The organism is Flavobacterium sp. HTF (genome assembly GCF_003105115.1).
Classification (GTDB): Bacteria; Bacteroidota; Bacteroidia; order Flavobacteriales; family Flavobacteriaceae; genus Flavobacterium.
Window position 1 is genome coordinate 1 of record NZ_QETH01000020.1, and the last position, 23,969, is coordinate 23,969.

The window sequence follows — 23,969 nt, forward strand, 5'->3', positions numbered from 1 at the left end:
AGAGTTAATTTTCTCCAGACTATCAAATGTTTTATAATAGTATAACGAGCTAATACTCATAATAGTATTAGTTGGTTAAAATAATTTGATTTTTCTCAATTATTTTTCTCAAATTCATCAAAGCATAGCGCATTCTTCCTAATGCAGTATTGATACTTACACCTGTAATTTCAGAAATTTCTTTGAAACTCATATCCTGATACATACGCATTACAAGAACCTCTTTCTGATCATCCGGAAGTTCTTCGATTATCTTTTTCAGATCGACTTCTACCTGATCAAAAATCATTTTATTTTCGATTGTCATGGAATCATCAGACATTATAGAAAATATAGAAAACTCTTCCGTTTCTCTATACATTGGCATTTTTTTGGTTTTACGAAAGTGATCCACTATCAAGTTGTGAGAAATACGCATAACCCAAGGCAAAAATTTGCCTTCTTCATTATATGAATTGCTTTTAAGGGTTTTTATTACCTTGATAAAAGTATCCTGAAAAATATCATTTGAAATATCTCTATCAGAAATTTTTGAATATATAAAGCCGTAAATCTTAGACTCGTGCCTTTTTATTAATGTTGCTAAAGCATTTTCATTGCCTTCAACATAATTTCTAACCAATAGAGCGTCTGGAATATGCAGATCAGCCATAATAACTACTTTTTTAGTTTCTGTTTAATTTGGAGTAAATTTTTCTAAAAGTAGTTTTATTTAATAGGCGTATCTGTTTTATAAGTTATGTTAATAATGTGTTCAAATTTAACAAATAATTATTCTAAAAAGCAAATCCAAACAACAAATAATTAATAATAAAATACCATATAATGTAAATTAATATTAAATTTTTCTGGCAAAGTCCTTAAAATTACCAAATAACCCAACTGTTTTTAACAATTTTAAAAAGAAGGCAGGCTTTATAAATAACTTATTTTAAGCGAGTTACACCTTCTTTTTTTGTACTAATTATATTATTTATTGGTATACGCGAACGTAATCTACATAATATTTTTGTGGCAATACAGTATCGTCTACGTCAGGTCCTCCAAAATTTCCTCCAATAGCTAAATTGACTATAATATAGAATGGCTTATCAAAAGGCCAGGTATTTTCGTCTTTTACTTCAGGATTGAAAGTATAAACTAATGTACTGTCTACAAAAAATTCTATTTTTTCTTTAGACCATTCTATAGCATATACATGATACCCTTCTTCAATACTGGGAAACTCGGTTCTTTTTGTATTAATGGTGTTACCGTGGCTGTCTTGTGTATGTAGTGTGGTATATACCATATGAGGATCCCTTCCGATATATTCCAAAATATCAATTTCTCCTGTTTTTGGCCATTTTACCTCATCAATATTGGCTCCAAGCATCCAGAATGCCGGCCACAGACCATGACCAACAGGAAGCTTTGCTCTGGCTTCAATTCTCCCGTACAGAAACTCTTTTTTACCTTTTGTTGTAATCTTTGTCGAAGTATATTTAGTTCCTTCTTTTCTGGCTTCTATGACCAGATTACCATCTTTTATTTCGTGATTCGTTTTGGTATAAATTTGTCTTTCGTTATTTCCGTAACCACAAAGATTAGGACAGCCATCGCCTGTTTCGAAATTCCAAAACTTCTCATTTATATTTTTTTTGCTGAAATTTTCCTCCCACAGTAATTTTCTTTTTGCTTCTTGTGCGTATGAAAAACTGCAGATTAATAAGAGTAAAATTATTTTGTTCATAGCATTATTTTAAACATTTATTAAATTAAGAAGGCCAGCCGAAACTGACCTTCTCACTTTTTACTAATTAATTAACCTATTGATATACCCTCACATAATCAATCTCCATAGAAGACTGCGTAAAAGCAGGATCAATATTACCGCCGAAGTTACCTCCCATTGCTACATTCAGAATTATAAAAAAGTCTTTATTGAATGGCAATGATGTACTGTTTGCAACAGTATGAATCAACTGATCGTCTACATAAATCTGTATCGCATCTGGCGACCAGATTGTTTTGTAAACATGGAAATCTGTTGAAACATTCGGAATCGTTTTAGATCCTGAATCTGCATTACCACCTGAACGTCCAGGATAGTGAAGTGTTCCATGAATTAGGTCCTGACTATTACCTACATGTTCCATTACATCAATTTCTCCACAAGCAGGCCATGCAAATCCGTCTGCTGCATAATTTGCGCCCAGCATCCATATCGCAGGCCACGTTCCGCCACCGGTTGGCAGTTTTGCACGAACTTCCATTTTTCCATATGTAAAGTCATATTTACCTTCTGATTTTAATCTCGCTGATGAATAATTAAACCCACCGGAAGCTTCTTTTTTGGCTGTAATTTTTAGGTTACCTCCTTGTACAATTATATTTGATGCAGAGTTGGTATAGTTTTGTTTTTCACTATTTCCCCATCCGTTATTTCCATTTCCTAAATCGTAAACCCATTTACTAGCATCTGGCGCACCATCTGTATTGAATTCATCAAACCAAACCAGATTTGTATAATCTGTTGATGGCTCTGGATTTGCATTTGGTGGTGAAGTACTAAAAGTATGATACCATGCTAATGAAGGGTCATTACCCATAACAGCTCTTACTACCATTCTGTTAGCAGTAATCGATAAGATTTCATAAGAGCTTTGTCCTATGTAATACCCCATAAATCCGCCATCAGAGATGTTCATAGTTGTTCCTCTAGTTTGTTCTGCATGTTTTGGATTTTGCATGATAACTGACTCAGAAGGACTTAATGAAACTGTTTTGGTTCCACTTACATCAAAAGGAAGACAGGTATCTTCTGTTAAGGCCTGACCACCAACACTACCATACGATTTATTAAAGAATGTAGCTCCTCCATTATCTAATTGATACTTTAACTGATCACCATCTAAAGAGAATGTTAATACATTTTCGTATAAACAACTGCTTTTTGGAGAAGCTGCTTTCTCAAAAGGTCCAGCTTTGTAATAATCAGGAATTGCATTTTTCACAACATCGTCATTATTTGGCCCTACACCTAAGTGTCCAACTTCTGACGCTGCCCAGTACCATTTTTTAGAAGTTCCACCTGTTAATAATTGTACTGCTTCATCATCACTAAAGTCACTTTGTACCTCAACATCAATAGTTGTAGTACTTACTACCCCACCTTTTCCTGAAGCTACAAGAGTTACTGTGTACTTATTAACTCCTGTTTTGGTGAATCGTTTTTTGATTTTTCCATTAGGAGAATTATCTGAAGTCCCGTCAGGATATACATATTTGTATGAGATTGCATTTTCTGCAGAACCTACAAAATTTACCAGCCCTGAACCATCACCATATGGAGTGTCAGCTGTTTTACCAATAATCTCAGCCGTAACTTTAAGATTGGTTGGTGTATTTATATCTCCAAAAGTGAAATCATCTTTTTGACAACCCATCATAAGAAGGATTGTAAATAAGGATACTATTTTTAAAATTATTTTTTTACTCATGATTTCTTATTTTAATTGGATTGTTTTATATCATCAAAGTAATATGTTTGTCCCGCTCCTTTAACGTCAAAATCAGGAAACAAAATTACTCTGTCATATTTTATACTAGTGCTAAAAGCAGCTTGACTTGTAAGATCAAATGTTAATTCTTCCCATGCATTTGCAACAGTTGTCTTCACTTTTACCTCTACAAAAACAGTTGGGTTACCATTTCCATCTTTTGGAGATGTCGAGAGTTCCATTTTGTACAATATATCTGCACCAACTTTAGGTGACCATACTTTTACTTTTACTTTAGTCCCTTGTGCAAAATCTGGTGCTTTTTCCAGATTTAAGCTTGCTCCGGCCCAAGTTTCTGCTACGTTGGTTTTATCAAGTTTAACGACCTTATCAGATACATTAATTCCTGTTTTATTTGGATTTGTTACTACAGAAGCATTAAGATTACCAAAACCACCCCATCCATAAGTTAGAGTCGAAGATTCAAAATCAAGAGGTAATGCTATTTGTTCTGCAGGTTCTTTATAGAAATAAAAATTATCAATATAGACTGTGTGGCTTCCGCTAGGATTTCCTGAGAAGATTATTTGTGCAATATGGCCGCGTGTTGTTAATCCTGTAAAATCGCTCAAAGGAATATCTAAACTTACCCAACCAGATTTTGCTAAATTTGGAAATTTAACTTCATGCTCAACATTATCTCCTCCTTGTTCATATACACCGTTTGGACCAAAATCAACTAATTTGATTCTGAATTCTGTAAAATCCAGTGACCAAACATCAAGGTGAAGATATGTCATTTCTGAAGCATCTATTGTTGCTGTTGGTTCAGCACCTACAAAGTTTAAATTTGAATATTTTTTAACGGCATTTCCAGCAACAGTAATATCATCCAACGCAGCGTCTGACCAGGAAGTTCTCCATGTACCCATTGGTACATTTGTATAAGAATCACTGAATAACGAAATAACGTTACTTGGAGCACTTGTTGGAATTGGAGCTGCCGAAGTTGGCCCTAAAATTAGTATTGCTTCAAAATCCTCAGTATATTCTGTAGTCGCAACAGCTGCACTTTTTGCTACTACACGAATAGTGTAAATACCTGGCTGCTCGTACGTATATGAAACTGACTGTCCATTATTTGCCGAAATTGGATCTGGTTTGCCTGCTTCTCCAAAATATACATCATAAAACAATGCAAAGTCTGCAGTTGCTTTAACAGTCACTTTTTTAGAAACTGCCAAATCATTAGTAATTATTACTTCTAAATTTTCCGGCGCTCTAAACGAAACCACAACATCATGATCAACCTGAGTCGTTTTTCCGTTAAGACTCATTGCGGTAATTTTAGATTTGTAGACACCTTCTTTATAAACGTGCGATACCGTTCCTCCTGCCTGAATATAATCAGATTCAGGGCTTCCGTCTCCATAGTTAATTTTGAATTGTGTCACACCTTCGCCTTTAGGCAAAAACGTAACCTTTCCTGTATTGTCCTGTGTAACTGTTGTTAAAGCTGAAACATTACTAGGCGCAGCTATACCATCTAAGTTAACATCCAGATCATCGCTTGCACAACCTATCATTGTGGCTAAAACGAAAAGATTTATAATAAAATATATTTTTTTCATAATTGATGTTTTTTAATATCCAGGGTTTTGTGCCCAATTTCCGTTAGCAAATTGAATTTCTTCAATCGGAAGTGGAAATAATTCGTTTTTATCTGCTGTAAAGCCAGGAATAGTTCCTTCTGCTTGCCCGGTTCTTACCAAATCAAAGAAACGATGCCCTTCTCCAAATAACTCAACTCTTCTTTCTTTCAAAATCAAATCAGTTAAGGCTGCTCCGGAAACATTTACATCATGGTTATTATCTCCAAAAGCTCTTCTTCTAACCAGATTCAGATATTCTCTGGCCTTGCCATCGTCAACACTTCCTCTGTTATAAGCTTCTGCAGCCATTAATAAAACATCTGCATAACGTATTGCTCTGTAATTGTTTGGATTTGTTAAGTTCAAATCTCCTGCTGCATCACTATTTCTTTTTCTTGGCAGGTACTTTCTGTTAAAGAAACCTGTATCTTCATTTCCTTTTCCAAACTTGATACCGTTCCCCTTGTCATAATCAGCATTAGCCGCTGCCCATGCATTGATATCCAGAATAGATATATCTTTACGTTTATCTCCTGGTTCAAAAGCATTTACACTTTGCTGAGTAGGAACATTAAAACTAAAACCTGCGCTAAAAAATGGACCGTCATAACCTCTTACTCCGCTAAAACCTACAGCAACGTTACCTTCACTACATTGTAAGCAAGGAAATCCTGCTCCTTCAACATCAGTGTACTGTATTTCAAAAACAGATTCTGTTCCGTTTTCTCCAGCTGCTTCAAACAAGTTCGTATAATCATTACCCGTCTTTAATGAATAAGAGCCTAAATTAATTACACCTTGCAGGGCAGTTGCTGCCTGAGCAAATTTATCCTGATATAAATAAGCTTTTCCAAGCAATGCCAATGCAGCACCTTTTGTAGCTCTTCCTTTTTGAGAAGCATTTGGAGATAAATTAGCTGCCGCGAAAGTTAAATCAGCTTCAATAGAAGCATAAACTTCCTCAACTGACGAACGCGGAATCTTAAGTTCATCTCCAAGCTTAAACCTCGCATCGGGTTTCATCGGGATACCACCAAACCACTTTACTAATTCAAATTGGTAGTATGCTCTAAGAAAACGTGTTTCGGCTATTAATTGTGTCTTTCCTTCAAAATCAGTTTTGTCCTGAAATTCAAGAATATAATTGGCTCTCTGAACTCCTGCAAACATCCAGTTCCAGATATCTCTTAGATTACTGTTTGTCTGGGTGTGAATCATATCATCAATTTGCTGAAAACCAATAACGTCAGTTGGACTTTCTCCGCCTGCCAGTGTATTATCTGATGCAATTTCTCCTAATAAAACATTTACATAAGATGATTGTAGCAAATCGTAAGTCGCAATCAGGGCATTATCATATTCTTCTTTTGAATTAAAATAATTCTCAGAATCGATAGAATATTCAGGAGCAGGATTAACAAATTCGTCCGAACAGGAAGTCGTAACGGTCGAAAGTAATGTTATAGCTGCTAAAGTTGTTAAAATATATTTTTTCATTTTAATTGAAATTAAAAATTAATGTTTAAGCCCAATAAATAGGTTCTTGGTATTGGATAAAATCCATAATCAATTCCTGCTCCAATAGGTGATTGAGATACATTATCTCTATTTCCAGGGCCAAATGAAGCTCCCGGATCAAATCCTTTATATTTTGTAAATGTGTATAAATTATTTACACCAATATAAAGTCTTAATTTTGTAATTCCTGCTTTTTGGGTCACAGTTGGACTTAAAGTATAACCTAATTGAACATTTTGTATTCTTAGGTAAGAAGCATCTTCAACAAAATAATTAGAGAAAACATTGTTTGAAGTTGCACCTGTTGTAACTCTTGGAGTTGAATTGCTTGTTCCTTCTCCTGTCCATCTGTCTAACACATAATTTAAACGATTGGCATCAGAAAGTGTTCTTTCATAATTACGAACCATGTCATTACCAACTGAGGCAAATGTGAAAACAGCAAAATCAAGGTTTTTATAATTCATTTGTAAATTGAATCCCATAGTTGCTTCCGGAACAGGATCACCTATGTTTGTTTTATCCTTTGTATCTAATACACCATCACCATTAACATCTACATAACGAATATCACCAGGTGCAGCGTTTGCTCCTAATGCTAATTGAGATGGATGTGCATCAATTTCAGCCTGGTTTTGAAAAATTCCATCTGTTTTATATCCGTAAAAATACCCCATTGGTTTTCCAATTTCCATACGGGATGGTGCAGCCTGACCTACTCCAAACGCTCCGCCTTCAATAAAACCTGTACCATTGTTTACTTCCAGAACTTCATTTTTAATGAAAGTCACATTATAACCCACACTCATTGAAAACGAATCTGAGAATTTTTCTTTATAATCTATTGCAAACTCAAATCCTGAATTTCTAACAGTACCCGCATTTAATGTCGGAGAACTTGCTCCCGGAGCACCTGTACCAATAATTCCTGAAACCGGAATATTTGGAATCAATAAATCTTTTCTGGTATCAATAAAATAATCTGCAACTACAGATATTTTATCGTTTAGCAATCTAAGATCCAAACCAACATCGAATTTTCTGGCTTCTTCCCATTTTAAATCAGGATTAGGCGTTTGTCCCATCGCTGTTCCATTGCTCAAAGTCCCGTCAAATACATATGTTCCTTCTCCATTAAGAATTCCTAAATAACCGAAATTTGGAATTTGATCGTTTCCTAAAGTACCATAACTTGCTCTCAATTTTAAGAAGTTTAAAACTTTTGGCTGTCCAAAAAATTCTTCATCAGAAATAACCCAACCTCCTGTAAATGAAGGAAAGTAACCTATTTTATTACCTGGTCCGAATTTAGTAGAAGCATCACGTCTGATCATAGCAGAAAATAGATACTTTCCTTTATAATCATATTGCAATCTTCCAAAATAAGAAAGTCTTCTTTGGTCATACACATAAGAAGAATTGGTAAGCGTTTCAGAAATTCCTTTGGTTAAAGAAATATCAGCAAACTCCCATAAATTATTAGGAACATCAAAACCGGTAGCAGTAAGTCCGTTACCCCATGTTTTAAAAATTGTTGTACCAAGAGTTCCTGTAATATTATGGTTTTCTAAAAGTTTTGTATTGTAAGTTCCAAAAAGGTCAAATGAATAATTATTATCATTTACTGATCCCTGGGTTACAGAACTTCTTTGTACATCAAATACTTTTCCTCCATAGCTGATTTTTTTCGCAAATGTTCTTGATTCGCTGTTTGATGTATTGAAACCAATTGAACTTGAAAGCGTAAATCCTTTGAAAATTTTATAATCTAATCCAAAATTTCCATTTAACTTTTTAAAATTATAATCATTATAAGTGTTTTCGATCTGTGCTAACGGATTTATAATTTCTGTTCCCAATCCTGTAGTGCTTGGCACTAAAGTAAGATCACCATTTGCATTATAAGGATTAAGGGTTGCAGGAACGTTTAATGCATTAAACAAAACAGATCCAAGACCATTCTCATTTAATGTGTTTCTTGTGAAGTAGGTATAAATTACATTTGTTTTTAATTTGAATTTATCGCTCAAATCAACCCCTAATGCAAGTCTTGCCGTATTTCTCAAATATCCTGATTTATCTGCGCCAACAATTCCTTCCTGATCAAGATGCGATCCACTTACAGAATAAGTAATTTTCTCCGAACCTCCTGAAATTGTCAAATCATTATTAATAATCGGTACACCTTTCTTAAAAACCTGATCCTGCCAATCAGTACCTTTTCCTAAACTACTAACATTTGGATAAGGAAGTGGTTTGCCTCCGTTTGAATAACTTTCATTTAATAAAAGTGCATATTCTGTAGCATTTAGAGTTGGTAGTTTTCTTGAAGTTTCCTGAAATCCTGAATAGCTGTTAAAAGAAATTCTTGTTTTAGAATTCTTTTTACCCATTTTAGTAGTAACAAGGATAATTCCATTTGCTCCAATAGTTCCATAAATAGCTGCCTGAGCATCTTTTAAAACAGTAATTGTTTCTATATCATTTGGATTTAGTAATCCTAAATCTCCCACATAACCATCAATAATTACTGTTGGTCTGCTTTCTCCATTTGTAGCTACACCACGAATACGAATATCTAGCGGCGCTCCAGGGGCTCCCGATTGAGTAGTAACATTCACACCGGCGATTGTTCCTTGTAATGCCTGCTCAATTCTTGCAGGTTTTAGCACATCAAGTGTTTTACTGTCCAAAACAGAAACAGCTCCTGTTACTTCTCTCTTTTTCTGGCTACCGTAACCAATCACGACTACCTCATCTAATGATCTGGTGTCGTCAGCCAGTTTTACGGTAATTTTTGTTCCGGAAACCACAACTTCCTGCGTTCGGAAGCCAGTGTAACTGAAAACAATTGTTGATCCTTTTGGAACTCCTGATAGTTTAAAAGATCCATCAAAGTCTGTGGTTGTGCTTTGGGATGAACTTTTAACTTTTACATTCACACCAGGCAATGATAAGCCTGAGCCATCGAGTACTGTTCCTGTTACATCGGTATTCTGCGAAAACGCAAAAGATGTAAACAGTAACAATACCATTAGTAATAATTTAGATTTCATAATTAGTTAGTTTTTATTGAAGCTAAATTTATCTTATCCTTTTAATAATAACTCAAAATTAACCTCAACAAAAAACATACATCATAAAAAAATTGCAGTAAATTTTAATATATCACAAAACAAACCTTGATTTAATGGTAAATATCAAATGTTAATTTCCTTAACATTTAAGTGTCCAAAATACAATAAAACGTTAATGTTGTGGTAATGTATAGGTAAAATCCCTTAATCAGTATGCTACTATACAGCCAAAATATATTCAACTAAACCGATTTCGTGCTGCAAATCCATTTTTTTTCTCAAACGATACCTTTTTATTTCAACACTTCGTACCGAAATATTAAATAAAGGAGCTATTTCTTTTGATGAAAGATTGAGTCGTAAATAAGCACAAAGACGCAAATCGTTTGGAGTCAGTAAAGGATGTTGTAGTTTAATTCGTTTTAAGAAATCTTTATCAGCATTATCAAAAGCTTCCTTAAAAATCTTCCAGGAATCTTCTTCAGTAATATTATTATCAATAGTTCTGATTACAGACTTAATATTTTTATTACCATCTTGTGTGTTTTTATTCAAATCATCTTTGATAAAAGCCAGCAGCTCGTTTTTACTATTTAAACTCATTGTTGAAACCGCCAGCTCTCTGTTTTTATTATCAACGTCCTGCGAGAGTTGTTCGTTTCTTAATTTCATCAGCTGTTGCTCATTTTCAAGTTCTTTAATTTCAAGCAAAAGATTATTCTCTTCAATTAATTTTTCTTTTTGTTTCTGATAAAAATTTCGATATGCTTTATTAATAAAATAAGCCAGAACAAGCAAAAATAATAAGTATATAAAACCAGCCAGGTTGGTTAGATACCATGGCTTTAAAACGACAAATGTATATACGGCAGTATTTTGCAAAATGGTATTGGCAAATTTTGCCCTGACTCTAAATGTATATTTCCCTGGCGATAAGTTTTTGAAATTCACAGAGGACTTGGTACTCCATTCGCTCCAGTCATTCTGAAACCCTTCGAGCAAATATTGATATTCTGTATTGATGTATTTATTAAACTCCGGAACTGTATAATTTAAGGTGATATTATTTTCATTTGATTTAAAACTTCCTTCTTCATTTAATGATACGTCATTAAGCGTTTGATTTTGTTTGTTTATCAAAATTTCCGAAATAGAGATTGTATAGTTTTTAAAACTTAAATCCTCAATATTTAAAATATAATATCCGTCTGTAGTCCCAATCAGATAAGTTGATTTTGATATTTGTGTTATATTCTCAAAACCCAGCATCGAATTGGTCAAAGAGGCAGGAATCGGAATTACATTCTGTTTCAGCTGATTGCTGAGTTTGCTTGCGGAGAAGTAATGAATATAATTTTTAGAAAATAGCCAAATTCTGTTAGAATCGTCAACAATCAATTTCCCGGAAGTATATTCATCTTTCTCAAAAATAGAACTTAGCAGTTTGTCTTTTTCAAATTGTTTTGTCTTTGGATTTAATTTAAAAATTCCTTCTTTGTAGGCGTAATAAATAGAATTATTGAATTGTACAAGACTTGCATTTTTTCCTTTTTTTGGAGAAGGATAGGCATAAATCTGCTTTGTTTTCAAAAGATTCTTATCGCATTGTATCCTGAAAATCCCTTTATATTCATGGCTCACATACACTTCTAATGTATTGGCGATTTCAAAGTAGCGTGACGAATAATCAAATCCCTGTATTTTGTTTCTGAATTGCCATTGATTATTTATTTTTTCCAAAACAGAAATTCCATAATAATTACCTTGCAGCAACTGATTTTTTGCATTTGGTACAGGTTCAAATTTCCATGTTCCGGAACCGGAGAAAATGTTTTTTGCAGCCGTATTATCAATAATAAAAGTACCGGAATCATGACCACAAAAAAGGGTATTATCATAAACAAATAATGACCAGACCTGTCCTTTTGTACCATTGATGAATTTAAAATCTCCATTACTCTGGTATTTTTTACAAAATAATCCCTGATTTGTCCCCACATACAAAATCCCGTTATGTACTTTGGAGGCATATACCGTCCCTAAGACCCCTGTATCATCTGTAAAACTATGTACAGGTGTCTGAAGATTAATACAGTTAATTCCGTTATCAAGCCCAACCCAGACATTCTGATCTCTGTCTTCAAACAAAGACAAGGCAGTATTGTTGCTAAGGCCTTTGCTCTGCGAAATATGATAATTTAATTCTCCTGAAGCAGACAAAATAAAAATTCCGTTCGAAACAGTTCCTAAAGCATAACTGCCATTCTGAAGACGCTGACTGCTATAGACAAAACTTGACTTTAGTGCCGTATCAACATCAGTTTTAAAAGCCGTTAAATTTGTTCCTGTCAGTTTATAAAATCCGTCTAACTGTGTCTGAATCAACAATCCGTCATCGATAGAATAAAGGTTTACAATCGTATATTTTTTTAGAATTGGATTATCTGAAATGAGTTTTCCTCTTCCGGCTTCAATTTCAAAAAGACCTTCGTTTGTTGTTTGGTAATAGATAGAAGTTTTGGTACTAAATGATTTTACAACGCCGTTTTTAGGCGAAATAATCTTGAAATTTTTCGTTTTTGTATCATAAATATAAATCCTGTTCAATGACTGAAACAAAATCCACTGATCGTATTTTAAGATATTCCAAAACTGTTCATCATCCAGGATTTTATTTTTTATCGTATCACTAAGAGAGGTATATTTTAATTTTCCGTTTGATTGTCTTGTCCAGTAACCAAAATTCATGTAACAGCCTGTATAAATCTTATTATCAATTACTTTCACAGAGCGCATTATGGTTTCATTAGGCGTCGGATACAGTTTCCAATTGGTACCATTATATTCCAGAAGACCTTCGTTATTGGCAAAATAAAGGTAATTCTGGTCATCCTGAGATATCATCCAGCTTTGATTTCCTGCACCGTAGATAGTCGATGGGTATTTTACAATTGGCGGCAATTCCTGAGAAAACATCTTCAGACTTACCAAAATAAACAGCAGATATAATTTTGATTTCAATTGGCAATAGTATTAATTCAATATAAAAACTGCTCTAAAATAGCTTATTTTATACTGATACAACAAACTTTTTAATAAAAAAACATATAAACTAAAATACCAAATCACCCCTCACATTGTTAAAATTTGGAACAATGTCCTTAACAAAACTCAATTCAAAATTGATTACTTTTGTACAAATTGACTTCTTTTATGCAAATTGATCTTTCTACACTCGACCCAAAACAAAATATTATCATTAAAGGCGCACAAGTACATAACTTAAAAAATGTATCTGTTGCCATTCCGAGAAATAAACTTGTTGTCATTACAGGGCTTTCAGGTTCAGGAAAATCGAGTCTGGCATTCGACACCTTATACGCTGAAGGACAACGCCGCTATGTTGAAAGTTTATCATCATACGCGCGTCAGTTTTTAGGACGTCTAGACAAACCAAAAGTAGAATATATTAAAGGAATTGCTCCGGCGATTGCCATTGAGCAAAAAGTAAATACAACCAATGCCCGTTCTACAGTTGGGACTTCGACCGAGATTTACGATTACATGAAACTTCTATATGCCAGAATTGGCCGTACCTATTCTCCGGTTTCAGGTCAGGAAGTCAAAAAAAATACCGTTACTGATGTTGTTGGAGATGTAAAAACCTTTGAATTAGACAGCAAATGGCTTTTACTGGCCCCTATCCATTTAGAAGAAGGAAGACAGCTGGAGGACAAATTAAAAGTACTCTTACAGCAAGGTTTTGCCCGTATTTTAGTTAACAACGAAATGGTACGTCTGGATGAATTTGAAGGTGCAAACCTTCATCAGTTAGACAATAAAGATATTCTTCTTGTTATTGACAGGATTGTTGTAAAGGAAGAAGAAGAGTTTTATAACCGTTTGGCAGATGCCGTACAAACTGCTTTTTTTGAAGGAAAAGGAGTTTGTTATTTACAGGAATTAAATTCAGACAAACGTTTTTCTTATTCTAACAATTTTGAACTGGACGGAATTACTTTCTTAGAACCTAATGTCCATTTATTCAGTTTTAACAATCCATACGGAGCGTGTCCGGTTTGTGAAGGTTATGGAAACATTATCGGAATTGATGCCGATCTGGTTGTTCCAAATACTTCATTATCTGTATTTGAAAGTGCTATTTATCCATGGAGAGGAGAAAGTATGAGCTGGTATAAAGATGAACTGGTAAAACATGCATATAAGTTTGATTTTCCGATTCATAAACCTTATTTTGAGCTAACTGACAAACAGAAAGATCTGGTGTGGAAAGGAAACAAGTATTTTCAGGGATTAGATGGTTTCTTCAAAGAACTAGAAGAAAAAAATTATAAAATACAGAATCGCGTGATGCTATCGCGCTACCGTGGGAAAACAAAATGTCACGCTTGTCGCGGAAAACGCTTACGCGAAGAAGCTTCATACGTAAAAATAAACGGAAAAACAGTTTCTGATCTGGTTGACTTACCTATTAAGCATTTGGTTACTTTTTTTCAAAACATCGACCTGGATGTTTATGAGCAGCAAATTGCAAAACGTTTGATGATTGAAATCAACAATCGTTTGTCGTTTTTGACAGAAGTAGGTTTAGATTACCTTACCTTAAACAGAAATTCATCAACATTATCCGGCGGAGAATCCCAGCGAATTAATCTGGCTACTTCTCTCGGAAGCAGTTTAGTGGGTTCTATGTATATTCTTGATGAGCCAAGTATTGGTCTTCATCCAAAAGATTCTGAACGATTAATAAAAGTATTGATTTCTCTTCGTGATTTAGGAAACACCGTTATCGTGGTAGAGCATGACGAGGATATCATGAAAGCTGCCGATATGATTATTGACATTGGTCCGGAAGCCGGAACATTTGGAGGGAATCTGGTAGCACAGGGAACTTATAATGAAATATTAAAATCGGATTCTCTAACTGCGAAATATCTAAATGGTGATTTAGAAATTGCTGTTCCAAAGAAAAGAAGAAAGTTTAAAAATCATATCGAAATAATTGGCGCCAGGGAAAATAACCTAAAAAACATCAATGTTACGTTTCCTTTAGATGTACTGACTGTCGTAACAGGAGTATCAGGAAGTGGAAAAAGTACTTTGATTAAAAAGATTTTGTTTCCGGCAATGCAGAAAAAACTGGAAAGCGCAGCCGAAAAAGCAGGTCAGTTCAGCGAAATAAAAGGTTCGTTTTCGCAGATAAAACATATTGAATATATCGATCAGAATCCGATTGGGAGAAGTTCAAGATCTAACCCGGTAACTTATATCAAAGCATATGATGATATTCGTGATTTGTATGCCAAAGAAAAATTATCAAAAATAAGAGGTTATCAGGCTAAACATTTTTCTTTTAACGTAGATGGCGGTCGTTGCGAAACATGCAAAGGAGAAGGCTCTATTAATGTCGAAATGGTATTCATGGCTGATGTTCAGCTTCCTTGTGAAACCTGTGGAGGCAAACGCTTTAAGAAAGAAATCTTAGAAGTTGCATTTGATGACAAAAACATTAACGATGTCCTGACCATGACAATCGATGATGCCATTTCTTTTTTTGAAAAAAACAAGCAGACCAAAATTACTCAAAAATTACAGCCTCTTCAGGATGTTGGTTTAGGATATGTTCAGTTAGGACAATCTTCTTCTACTCTTTCGGGAGGTGAAGCACAACGTATTAAACTTGCTTCTTTTCTGGTAAAAGGAGCAACAAAAGACAAAGCATTATTTGTGTTTGATGAGCCTACAACCGGCTTACATTTTCATGACATTAAAAAATTATTAGCCTCATTTGATGCCTTACTGGAAAAAGGACATTCTATAATTGTAATTGAACATAATCTTGATCTTATAAAATGTGCCGACTGGATTCTCGATTTGGGTCCTGAAGGCGGAGAAAACGGAGGTTACCTGTTAGCGTCAGGAACCCCCGAAGATATCGTAAAAGTTAAAGAATCTGTTACAGGAGTCTATTTAAAAGATAAACTATAGCCGTTCATTATTAATTCAAATAAAAAACGCTCAAAATACTGTTATTTTGAGCGTTTTTTTTAGTAATAAGTTTTCTTTCTAAGCGACAAGACATCTTTCTTCAAAAGGAAATCCATCTTCATCAATCGCTACTAATACCTTTTTTTGTTTTGAAGCTTCAATGGTTAGATACAGCCAGGCAAATGACCATAATCCTAACGTTAAGCAGCAAATAATAAAGTTTAAACCATGATTTACAACTTTTCCTCCCTTTGAAAGGACAGCAAAAAGAAATTCGTCATTTCTCTCTTCCAGCGTAAATCCATTGCGAACCTTATTTGATATCATACTAGAAAAAATCTGTACACTTTGTTCCTGGCTAAGCGGATTGCTTTTCATAATTACTACCTTTAAATTAAATTCCTATACGGCGTTTAGTTAATTTTTGCCAATTATTAACATCTACCTCATTTTAAAACAAACATTATAAAATCACTTTTATTGCATTTTATAAGATATTTTTTATCCCAAGAATTAAAGTGATGTCAAATTCTCACATAAATTTAGTTTTTATTAAGCGAATATCAAAATAAAATATTGTTAAAATTTATACGGTTACAACAGAAAATCAAGAACTTAACATATATTTAAAACTGAGATGCAACCTTTTCACAAGGAAGCTTGTCCTGTTAACATTAAAAACAGGATAATTTAAACCGGAATTAAGAATTGATTTATTGCTTCAGCAAATGTATCGAAGGAGGCAAGGATAAAACTATTTCATCACGAAATCGTAATTCCTATCTTTTTAAAAAGACCTTTAATAACCTGATTTATTTCTGGTGAAATATTAAACCTGTAGTTAAGATAGACATATAAAATCGTTACCAAAACAGATTTTAAAGCAATACCAACCAATGGATAGACCGGAAATTCCCAAAAATAAAAGGCCAGGAATAAAAATGTAGTAACAACTAATGAATGCAAATTTTGTTTTGTAAAAGGATACAGATGCAGCTTTTTTACAACGAAAAGTAATTTGGCAATACTATAAAAAGTTATAGATAACAGAGTGGCAAATGCAGAACCCATAATACCAAATGGCGGTATAAATATTATATTTAAGACGAAAGTTAAAATAACTAACGCCAAACCTAAGAATAACACCGGTCTGTAATATTTTGTATTAAAAATTATAGCATTATTATTTCCTAAAATTAAATCGAAATATTTTGAAAGACCAATCATAAAAACAACCGGCACACCTCCCCTGTAATCTTCCGGTACTATTTCATACAACTGATTGATATTGACAAAAATACACAACATTACAAAACCTCCTACAATCTGTAGATTAATAGAGGTCTTTTTATACAGCGAATTGAGCTCATCATGCTTATTCTCATGCATCAGTTTTGCTGTAATCGGATAAACAATCTGATGCATTGCACGGCTGGGTACAGAAATGACTAAAGCAATGTAAGTGGCTACAGAATAAAAGGCAATATTGTCGATTATCATGTATTGATTCAGAATCATTTTATCTCCGTCCAAAAGCAAATTAGCAACACTTCCCGACAAAATAATATAAAAGGTGTAAACTAATATATCTTTGGTATTTTTTGGTTTTGCAAACTGAAAAGTCGGTTTCTGAACGCTAAAGGCATAAAACATAGTAACTAAAAGTGCCAATAAATACAATCCGGCAGTTGCATATACAAATCCTTCAACACTAAGCCAGTCAAAATAAACACCTACCAATAAAAATAAAGAAAATAATCTTAAACCTACCTCTTTAATAAAATTACCAAAAACAGAATGCATATGAACGCGGGCCCAGGCATAAAAAATTTCGAAATAAGCCATACTAAGTCCTATAAACGGGATTAACCAAATATAGCTTTTAACAATCGGATTCTTTTTTGATAAAAACATCAAAATTTCATCATAAAATAAGAGCCCAATCAATAAGAGAGGGATTATTAATAACATAGGAAATAAAACCGTAAAAGATAAAAAACGGGATTTTTCTTCATCCGTTTTATATTGTGAATAAAATTTTACCAATGTATTTTGCATTCCAATGGCAAATAATGGCATTATAACATTTGCGCAAGAAGTAACATAGTTTGTTAAGCCATAATATGTAGATCCTAAAAAAAATGGATATAAATAAAGTGTATTTATAGCTCCGATACCAAAGCCTATATAAGTAATTATGGTGTTTTTAAAAGACTGATTTAAGACAATTCCCATTTTTGATTTTAGATTGCAGTCCCGAAGTCTCGGGATCAAATTTTAGATGATTGATTACTTAACTCTGTTCGTTAATCAATTGCACTAATTGTTTGGTTAAGTTTTTTCTGGAATATTGTTGCAAACCAACGCCATTAGCTTGTAATTTTCCTTCTAAAAATTGATTATAAAAGTCCAAAATTACACTTTTTAATTTCGCTTTTTCAGAATAATCAAAAAATACTCCTGTATTTGTTTCTTTTATAATATCTGCAAAATCAGATCCTTGCGGACCAATAGCAATTATCGGTCTGTTTGAAACCATGTATTCAAATAATTTTCCCGGAATAATACTTTTCGTATCTTCTGAATTGATTTCTATAAGAAGCAAAACCTGTGATTTTTTCTGATGTGCAATTGCTTCTTTATGCGAAACATAACCCAGAAGGTTTAAGTAGTTATTAAGTTTAAATTCAGTAATAGCATCAAGTATTTCCTGACTTACAGCGCCTATTAATTTAATTTCCAGATCATTTTTAAGATCTGGTATTTCATATAATAATTCTGTCAGGCATTCCCATAAAAACAGAGGATTTCTTTCTGATAAAAACGAACCAATATGAGCAAGTGTAAATTTTTTATCAAGCGTTTGTTTCTCAACACTTTCTACATCATAACCATTTGTAATCACAGAAATTGGTTTATTTGTAATAGCCTGAAATTCCGCTTTAGTAGTTTTACTGGTGACAATAATGGTGTCAGCAGTATTAAGTACTTTGTGCTCTAATTTTTTATGTTTTTTTGCAGCATACGATGATAATAGCAAAGATTTATGATACCCTATCGTAGTCCAGGGATCACGAAAATCGGCAAACCATTTTACATTTAGCTTTTCTTTTAATTCTAAACCAATTAAATGCAGACTGTGAGGCGGTCCGGAAGTAACAATGGTATCGATATTATTTTCCTTAATATATTTTTCCAGATAAGAAACAGAAGGTTTAACCCATAAAACACGGGCATCCGGAATAAAAAGATTTCCGCGGACCCAAAGAAAAAGTTTATCAAGAAAGCTTTGTTTTTTCTTATGAGGAAAAATTCCGGAGCTGATTTTTTTTGTTTTATTTTTAGAAAAAACGGAAGCCAGCTGGTAGGGCTCCAGGATTTTATTTTTAAGAATAATTACCTTGTCTGAGATTTCATTTACCAAACCTTCATCAACTATCGGATAAGTTGGGTTTTCAGGAACATAAACAATAGGCTGAATATTAAATTCAGGTAAATATTTTACAAATTTTAACCAACGCTGTACACCAGGACCTCCGGCCGGTGGAAAATAATAAGTAATGATTAAGAGCTTTTTTTGTTCCAATTTATGTTTATTTCTAAAATTTAAAGCAAAAAAATTATTTAAGCTTTATCTTCTTTATTGTCCCGATTCAACTTATCTAATTCTTCGATATCTAAAATATCTTTTGGTCTGTTTGAGGCTTTTTTTGCAATAATTAAATTATCATAATCAATAAAATATACAGGAGTTTCTCCTATCATTACAATTGTTGCTTTTTCTAATAATGTATTAAAAGATTTATCTTCTAAACCTTTCACAGTAGTCATTACATCTAATCTCAAGCCATAATTTAGACTAAAATCTGTCCATCCCGGAATAAATTGCATTGTTTCAATTGTTTCAAAATCGCCTAAATTAATAGAATTTAATGCCTTTCTTAAATTGATCCTATTTTCTATAGTATCTTCTAAATAAATATCAATATCACCCGTATTCCGGTTATATCCATAAATGTTTACTGCAAAACCACCAATAGTTATGTATTTAACTTTGTTTTCAAAAAAACTATTCCAAATAGAAACTATCTGTTCATTCATTTTTTAGATTGTATTTTTTTTGCAGTTTTTAGCATATATGAGACTTCAATAATAGCCATTAAACGTTCTAATCTTTCCAGATAAGAAAGTGATTTTATTTCATCTATCCTTTTATTTTCCAGTTCTTCCGGTGTACCAAAATTTAATTTGACTGGTTTCATAATTTTAGAATTAAATCAGTACAACAAATATACTAAATGATCTCAACTATTATTTTTACAAACTAAACTAAGAGTTTTCAACCTTAAGATTCTTTCTTTCAAAATAAATCCCGCCAATCAAAAGAAATAACATTCCTATTGAACTCGCCAAAGCAATTGTACCTCCTGTTTTAATAACCTGAGGCTCAAATTTAAATTCAATTGTATGTTTTCCGCCAGGAACTTCCATTGCTCTTAAAACATAATCAACCGGAAAATGATCTGTCAATTTACCATCGATATAAGCATTCCAGCCATTTTTATAGTACATTTCAGAGAAAACAGCCAATCCGTCTTTTGCATTGTCAGACTGGTATTTGATATAGTTTGGTTTGTATGTTACAACCTTAATCGTTCCGGTTGTATCCCATTGTTTCTTTAGACGGGCACTTCTAAATTTGCCTTCGTGTTCACGAACATTAAAAACGGCTACTTTTTTAGTATCAAGATTATCCAGTGCCTTCATTACATCGTCTGGTTTGTTTACCAGTTTTACGGTATCTACAAACCATGCATTTCCATTGGCTTCAGGATTTATTGTCGGTATTTGCTTTCCTTCTTTATCAACCTGGATTACATATTTGACATTTAGCATGTTTAGGATTTCCAAATTGCTTTTTGCATTAATCTGATAATCCATTAATTGCTGCATCCTTCTTGGCCTTACAGCACTATATCCGCCAATTGTCTTATGAAAATACGAAGATCTTCCTTGTAGTTGTCCCTGAACATCAAATACACGATATACTGAAGTATCTTTTAAAATCTCTGAATCTGTTGGAGTTTCCTGAAATGGTGCCGCAATTTGTACCGGACTCACAAAATCTTTTGCAGAAACATATCTTTTATCAACAAAAAACAAATCAAAGATCATCAAAAGACCTACAATAATTAAAGCAGTTGTTTGTGAAAATTTATTTTTGATAAATAACCACAGAATTCCAAAGGTTACTATAATAAAGAATCCTGATCTCAACAAATCAGCAGAATATAAACTCCTCCTGTCTTCTTTCAGAACATCAATAAATGCTTGTCCATAATCCTGCAGGTACATACTATCGCTCATTCCTGTAAAATGAAAAAATCCTTTTGCAACCAACAAAATCAACAAAACACCAAGGCCGAAAACCCCTGTTTGTATTAATGCTTTTTGTTGCAGTTTTGGTTCGTTTTTCGCTTTAAAAAATGACTGTAGTCCCATAACAGCCAAAACAGGAAAACATAGTTCTAATATAACCTGAATGGATGAAACAGCCCTGAATTTATCGTACATCGGTACATATTCAATAAAGAAATCGGTCAGAATGGAGAAATTCTTACCCCATGAAAGTATTAAAGTAAATAATGCTCCTGAAAGAAACACATACTTAATTTTTCTATCGTCAATGAATAAAGCAAGAACTGCCAAAAAGAAAACTACCACCCCGATATAAGCCGGAGCAGAAACAATTGGCTGATCTCCCCAGTAAGTAGGCATTCCGGATACGAAACCTTGTGCATCTTCTACCGGAACTCCATGATCGAGCATAAAGGTATACATACTGGCATCGGTACCCACATTTTCGTGGCTGGAACCACCAAAAAGTCTTGGTGCTATCAGGTTGAAACTTTCTGCAATTCCATAACTATATTCGGTAATATAGTCTGTTGTCATTGCTGCTGTTGTCTCATTTTTGGAACCGTCAGGGTTAAATGTTAGTTCACTCTTATCACGAATACTGTATTTAGCATATTCGCTGGTTGCCATTAAATTTGTAGCATTGGCTCCTATGGCAAAAATTCCTGCAACGATTAAAACTCCAATCGAAATTAAAAGTGGCTTATATTCTTTTTCTTTAATAAAAGTAAAGGCAAAATAACCTGAAAGGATCAATAGGAAAATCAATAAATAATAGGTCATTTGAAAGTGGTTGGCATTAATTTCTAAAGCCACTGCAAACATAGTGAGCAAACCTCCCCAAATATATTTTTTCTGAAAAACGAGTATGAATCCGGCAATTACCAATGGCATATAGGCAATAGCATGTGCTTTGGCATTATGACCAACTCCCAGAATAATAATCAAATAAGTAGAAAAACCAAAGGCAATAGCACCTATAAATGCTTTTAACGGATCTGTTTTTAAAACTAATAATAATCCGTAAAAACCTAAAAAGTATAAAAATAAGTAATCTGCAGGACGAGGTAAAAAGCGTAATACATCGTCTATTTTACCCACAAAATCATTTGGGTAATTTGCTCCAAGCTGATAAGTCGGCATACCGCCAAAGGCAGAATTTGTCCAATATGGTTCAGAATGGTCTGTGGCTCTAAAATCATTTTGCTCTTTTGCCATTCCGGTATACTGAGCGATATCAGACTGGTAAATTTGTTTTCCCTGTAAAACCGGGTAAAAATAAATTAAGGAAACGAGAATAAAGCCCAGGATAACAAGGGCATGCGGATAAATTTTATTTACTATTTTCAATTTTGGCTGGTTTAGGTTAAATGATGAATCCTATTTTATCAGGACACAAACTTAATCTATTTCTTCGTAATCAACATAATCGCCTACTTTTTTGGTCTCGCGGGGCTTTTTTGCATTTGATGTATCGATAATTATCTCATCTTTATTACGAGTATTTTGCCAGTTATTGCCCTGACTATACTGTTGTTGTCTCTGAAAGTTTTCTCCAGCCTTTTCAACCGCTTTTTTTACCAATACCGGCAAAAAGATTCTGGCTAAAAATTTAAAAATATAATAAAAAGCTATAACCCACACGATGGTTTTAAACAAACCTGAAAATGATGCTTCCTGCATAACTGTATAATTTTTTCCAAAATTAATAAATCCATTGTTTAAAAATAAAATATGAATCTTAAATAAATAATAAAATATGTACATTTGAAATGCGTTATTACTTTTTAATCCCCAAAAATAAATGTATGTTAAAAATTAAGAACTTACTGATTGCTTTTCTTTTCCTTGTTCCTCAATTGTTTTTTGCACAATATACTGATGTCATTAACTCTAACCGTCCCGGAGAAACTATGTCTGCTTTTGCTGTCGGAAAGTCTGTTATTCAGGCCGAGATTGGATTTTATGGAATAAAAGAAAAACATGATCTACTAGGTTATGATGCTACAGGTCTTGGTACCGATTTAACTTTCAGGTATGGTGCATTTCTTGAAAAATTAGAATTTGTACTGGATGTACAATATCAAATGGAAAATTTTGATACTCCCTATACAAGTTATAAGAAAAATAATTTCAGGCAAACTGTTTTGGGTGCCAAATATCTTATTTACGATCCCTTTAAAAATTACGAAAAAACAAAAAACATCTACAGCTATAAAGCAAATCATAGATTTGACTGGCATTCTCTGATTCCTGCCGTTTCGGTTTTTGCAGGAGCTAATTTTGTCGGAGCAGATAATCCTTATTCTTTTTCACCGGAGGCAAGCATTTCGCCAAAAGTAGTTTTGATTACTCAAAATTTATTTGGTGACGGAAGATGGGTTTTTGTTACTAATATTATTGCCGATTACATCACAACAGACTACCCAAGTTACGGATATGTATTAACTTTGACCCATGGTTTTAATAATAAATGGTCCGGTTTTGTAGAAAACCAGGGTTACAAAAGTGATTTCTACAGTGATGCCATTGTTCGTGGCGGGGCAGCATATCTAATCAATCCAAATTTACAGGTTGATGCATCCGTAAGTACAAATTTCAAAAACACGCCTTCTGTTTTATATGGAGGAGTAGGTGTTTCATGGCGTTATGATACGAAACACAAGGAACAAGAGGTAGAATTAAAAAAACAATCCCGAAAAGAAAAGAAACCGAAAGAGACTAAAGGTGGAAAATCTAAAAAAGAGGTAGATTACCAGGAACAGGAAAGAAACAGAAAGTCCAAATACGAATAAAATTAATAACAAAACTCT

Annotated in this window: 16 protein-coding genes; 2 read left to right on the plus strand and 14 right to left on the minus strand. The window is 33.5% G+C overall.

Going from position 1 to position 23,969, the window contains the following annotated elements:
• Nucleotides 1-67 precede the first annotated feature (67 nt).
• The 7 genes from DCO46_RS08410 to DCO46_RS08440 all read right to left on the minus strand — a co-directional run bounded on the left by DCO46_RS08410 (nt 68) and on the right by DCO46_RS08440 (nt 12,705).
• On the minus strand, nt 68-652 hold the full coding sequence (locus DCO46_RS08410) for an RNA polymerase sigma factor (protein WP_116752119.1): 585 nt from the start codon (nt 650-652) through the stop codon (nt 68-70).
• Between the two features lie 321 nt (nt 653-973).
• On the minus strand, nt 974-1,732 hold the full coding sequence (locus tag DCO46_RS08415) for a family 16 glycosylhydrolase (protein ID WP_116752120.1): 759 nt from the start codon (nt 1,730-1,732) through the stop codon (nt 974-976).
• Between the two features lie 76 nt (nt 1,733-1,808).
• The gene (locus DCO46_RS08420) at nt 1,809-3,482 is read right to left on the minus strand and encodes a family 16 glycosylhydrolase (protein ID WP_116752121.1); all 1,674 of its coding nucleotides are present in this window, start codon (nt 3,480-3,482) and stop codon (nt 1,809-1,811) included.
• 11 nt (nt 3,483-3,493) lie between these two features.
• On the minus strand, nt 3,494-5,113 hold the full coding sequence (locus DCO46_RS08425) for a hypothetical protein (RefSeq protein WP_116752122.1): 1,620 nt from the start codon (nt 5,111-5,113) through the stop codon (nt 3,494-3,496).
• Between the two features lie 12 nt (nt 5,114-5,125).
• Nucleotides 5,126-6,631, minus strand: coding sequence for a RagB/SusD family nutrient uptake outer membrane protein (locus tag DCO46_RS08430; RefSeq protein ID WP_116752123.1), 1,506 nt, complete (start codon nt 6,629-6,631; stop codon nt 5,126-5,128).
• Between the two features lie 11 nt (nt 6,632-6,642).
• Complete coding sequence (locus DCO46_RS08435; protein WP_116752124.1) at nt 6,643-9,708, minus strand: SusC/RagA family TonB-linked outer membrane protein; 3,066 nt, start codon at nt 9,706-9,708, stop codon at nt 6,643-6,645.
• Between the two features lie 240 nt (nt 9,709-9,948).
• The gene (locus tag DCO46_RS08440) at nt 9,949-12,705 is read right to left on the minus strand and encodes a triple tyrosine motif-containing protein (protein ID WP_116752125.1); all 2,757 of its coding nucleotides are present in this window, start codon (nt 12,703-12,705) and stop codon (nt 9,949-9,951) included.
• Between the two features lie 237 nt (nt 12,706-12,942).
• Here DCO46_RS08440 and uvrA point away from each other — a divergent pair, with 237 nt between their 5' ends.
• Nucleotides 12,943-15,738: an excinuclease ABC subunit UvrA gene (gene uvrA / locus DCO46_RS08445; protein ID WP_116752126.1), complete on the plus strand. Its 2,796-nt coding sequence runs from the start codon at nt 12,943-12,945 to the stop codon at nt 15,736-15,738.
• Between the two features lie 78 nt (nt 15,739-15,816).
• Here uvrA and DCO46_RS08450 read toward each other — a convergent pair whose 3' ends face one another.
• The 7 genes from DCO46_RS08450 to DCO46_RS08475 form a co-directional block, all read right to left on the minus strand.
• Nucleotides 15,817-16,116 (minus strand): hypothetical protein, encoded by a 300-nt coding sequence (locus DCO46_RS08450; protein WP_116752127.1) that lies wholly within the window; start codon nt 16,114-16,116, stop codon nt 15,817-15,819.
• Nucleotides 16,117-16,500: 384 nt separating this feature from the next.
• A complete protein-coding gene (locus DCO46_RS08455; RefSeq protein ID WP_116752128.1) occupies nt 16,501-17,973 on the minus strand; it encodes a lipopolysaccharide biosynthesis protein in 1,473 nt (490 codons plus the stop codon).
• 58 nt (nt 17,974-18,031) lie between these two features.
• Nucleotides 18,032-19,324, minus strand: a complete 1,293-nt coding sequence (locus tag DCO46_RS08460; protein WP_116752129.1) for a glycosyltransferase family 4 protein — start codon at nt 19,322-19,324, stop codon at nt 18,032-18,034.
• Between the two features lie 38 nt (nt 19,325-19,362).
• Complete coding sequence (locus DCO46_RS08465; RefSeq protein WP_116752130.1) at nt 19,363-19,839, minus strand: DUF6036 family nucleotidyltransferase; 477 nt, start codon at nt 19,837-19,839, stop codon at nt 19,363-19,365.
• A complete protein-coding gene (locus DCO46_RS22650) occupies nt 19,836-20,000 on the minus strand; it encodes a hypothetical protein (protein ID WP_165828882.1) in 165 nt (54 codons plus the stop codon). The genes DCO46_RS08465 and DCO46_RS22650 overlap by 4 nt, the downstream gene beginning before the upstream one ends.
• Before the next feature lie 67 nt (nt 20,001-20,067).
• Nucleotides 20,068-22,506 (minus strand): YfhO family protein, encoded by a 2,439-nt coding sequence (locus tag DCO46_RS08470; RefSeq protein WP_116752131.1) that lies wholly within the window; start codon nt 22,504-22,506, stop codon nt 20,068-20,070.
• Between the two features lie 51 nt (nt 22,507-22,557).
• Nucleotides 22,558-22,839 (minus strand): DUF4834 family protein, encoded by a 282-nt coding sequence (locus tag DCO46_RS08475; RefSeq protein ID WP_116752164.1) that lies wholly within the window; start codon nt 22,837-22,839, stop codon nt 22,558-22,560.
• A gap of 125 nt (nt 22,840-22,964) precedes the next feature.
• Between DCO46_RS08475 and DCO46_RS08480 the strand changes: the two genes are divergently transcribed.
• The gene (locus DCO46_RS08480; RefSeq protein WP_116752132.1) at nt 22,965-23,951 is read left to right on the plus strand and encodes a transporter; all 987 of its coding nucleotides are present in this window, start codon (nt 22,965-22,967) and stop codon (nt 23,949-23,951) included.
• Nucleotides 23,952-23,969: the final 18 nt, after the last annotated feature.

Excerpts from the sequence above, each read along its gene's own strand:
- DCO46_RS08410 (WP_116752119.1), bottom strand. The coding sequence starts at position 652 with ATGGCTGATCTGCATATTCCAGACGCTCTATTGGTTAGAAATTATGTT.
- DCO46_RS08415 (WP_116752120.1), bottom strand. The coding sequence starts at position 1,732 with ATGAACAAAATAATTTTACTCTTATTAATCTGCAGTTTTTCATACGCA.
- DCO46_RS08420 (WP_116752121.1), bottom strand. The coding sequence starts at position 3,482 with ATGAGTAAAAAAATAATTTTAAAAATAGTATCCTTATTTACAATCCTT.
- DCO46_RS08425 (WP_116752122.1), bottom strand. The coding sequence starts at position 5,113 with ATGAAAAAAATATATTTTATTATAAATCTTTTCGTTTTAGCCACAATG.
- DCO46_RS08430 (WP_116752123.1), bottom strand. The coding sequence starts at position 6,631 with ATGAAAAAATATATTTTAACAACTTTAGCAGCTATAACATTACTTTCG.
- DCO46_RS08435 (WP_116752124.1), bottom strand. The coding sequence starts at position 9,708 with ATGAAATCTAAATTATTACTAATGGTATTGTTACTGTTTACATCTTTT.
- DCO46_RS08440 (WP_116752125.1), bottom strand. The coding sequence starts at position 12,705 with ATGTTTTCTCAGGAATTGCCGCCAATTGTAAAATACCCATCGACTATC.
- uvrA (WP_116752126.1), top strand. The coding sequence starts at position 12,943 with ATGCAAATTGATCTTTCTACACTCGACCCAAAACAAAATATTATCATT.
- DCO46_RS08450 (WP_116752127.1), bottom strand. The coding sequence starts at position 16,116 with ATGAAAAGCAATCCGCTTAGCCAGGAACAAAGTGTACAGATTTTTTCT.
- DCO46_RS08455 (WP_116752128.1), bottom strand. The coding sequence starts at position 17,973 with ATGGGAATTGTCTTAAATCAGTCTTTTAAAAACACCATAATTACTTAT.
- DCO46_RS08465 (WP_116752130.1), bottom strand. The coding sequence starts at position 19,839 with ATGAATGAACAGATAGTTTCTATTTGGAATAGTTTTTTTGAAAACAAA.
- DCO46_RS22650 (WP_165828882.1), bottom strand. The coding sequence starts at position 20,000 with ATGAAACCAGTCAAATTAAATTTTGGTACACCGGAAGAACTGGAAAAT.
- DCO46_RS08475 (WP_116752164.1), bottom strand. The coding sequence starts at position 22,839 with ATGCAGGAAGCATCATTTTCAGGTTTGTTTAAAACCATCGTGTGGGTT.
- DCO46_RS08480 (WP_116752132.1), top strand. The coding sequence starts at position 22,965 with ATGTTAAAAATTAAGAACTTACTGATTGCTTTTCTTTTCCTTGTTCCT.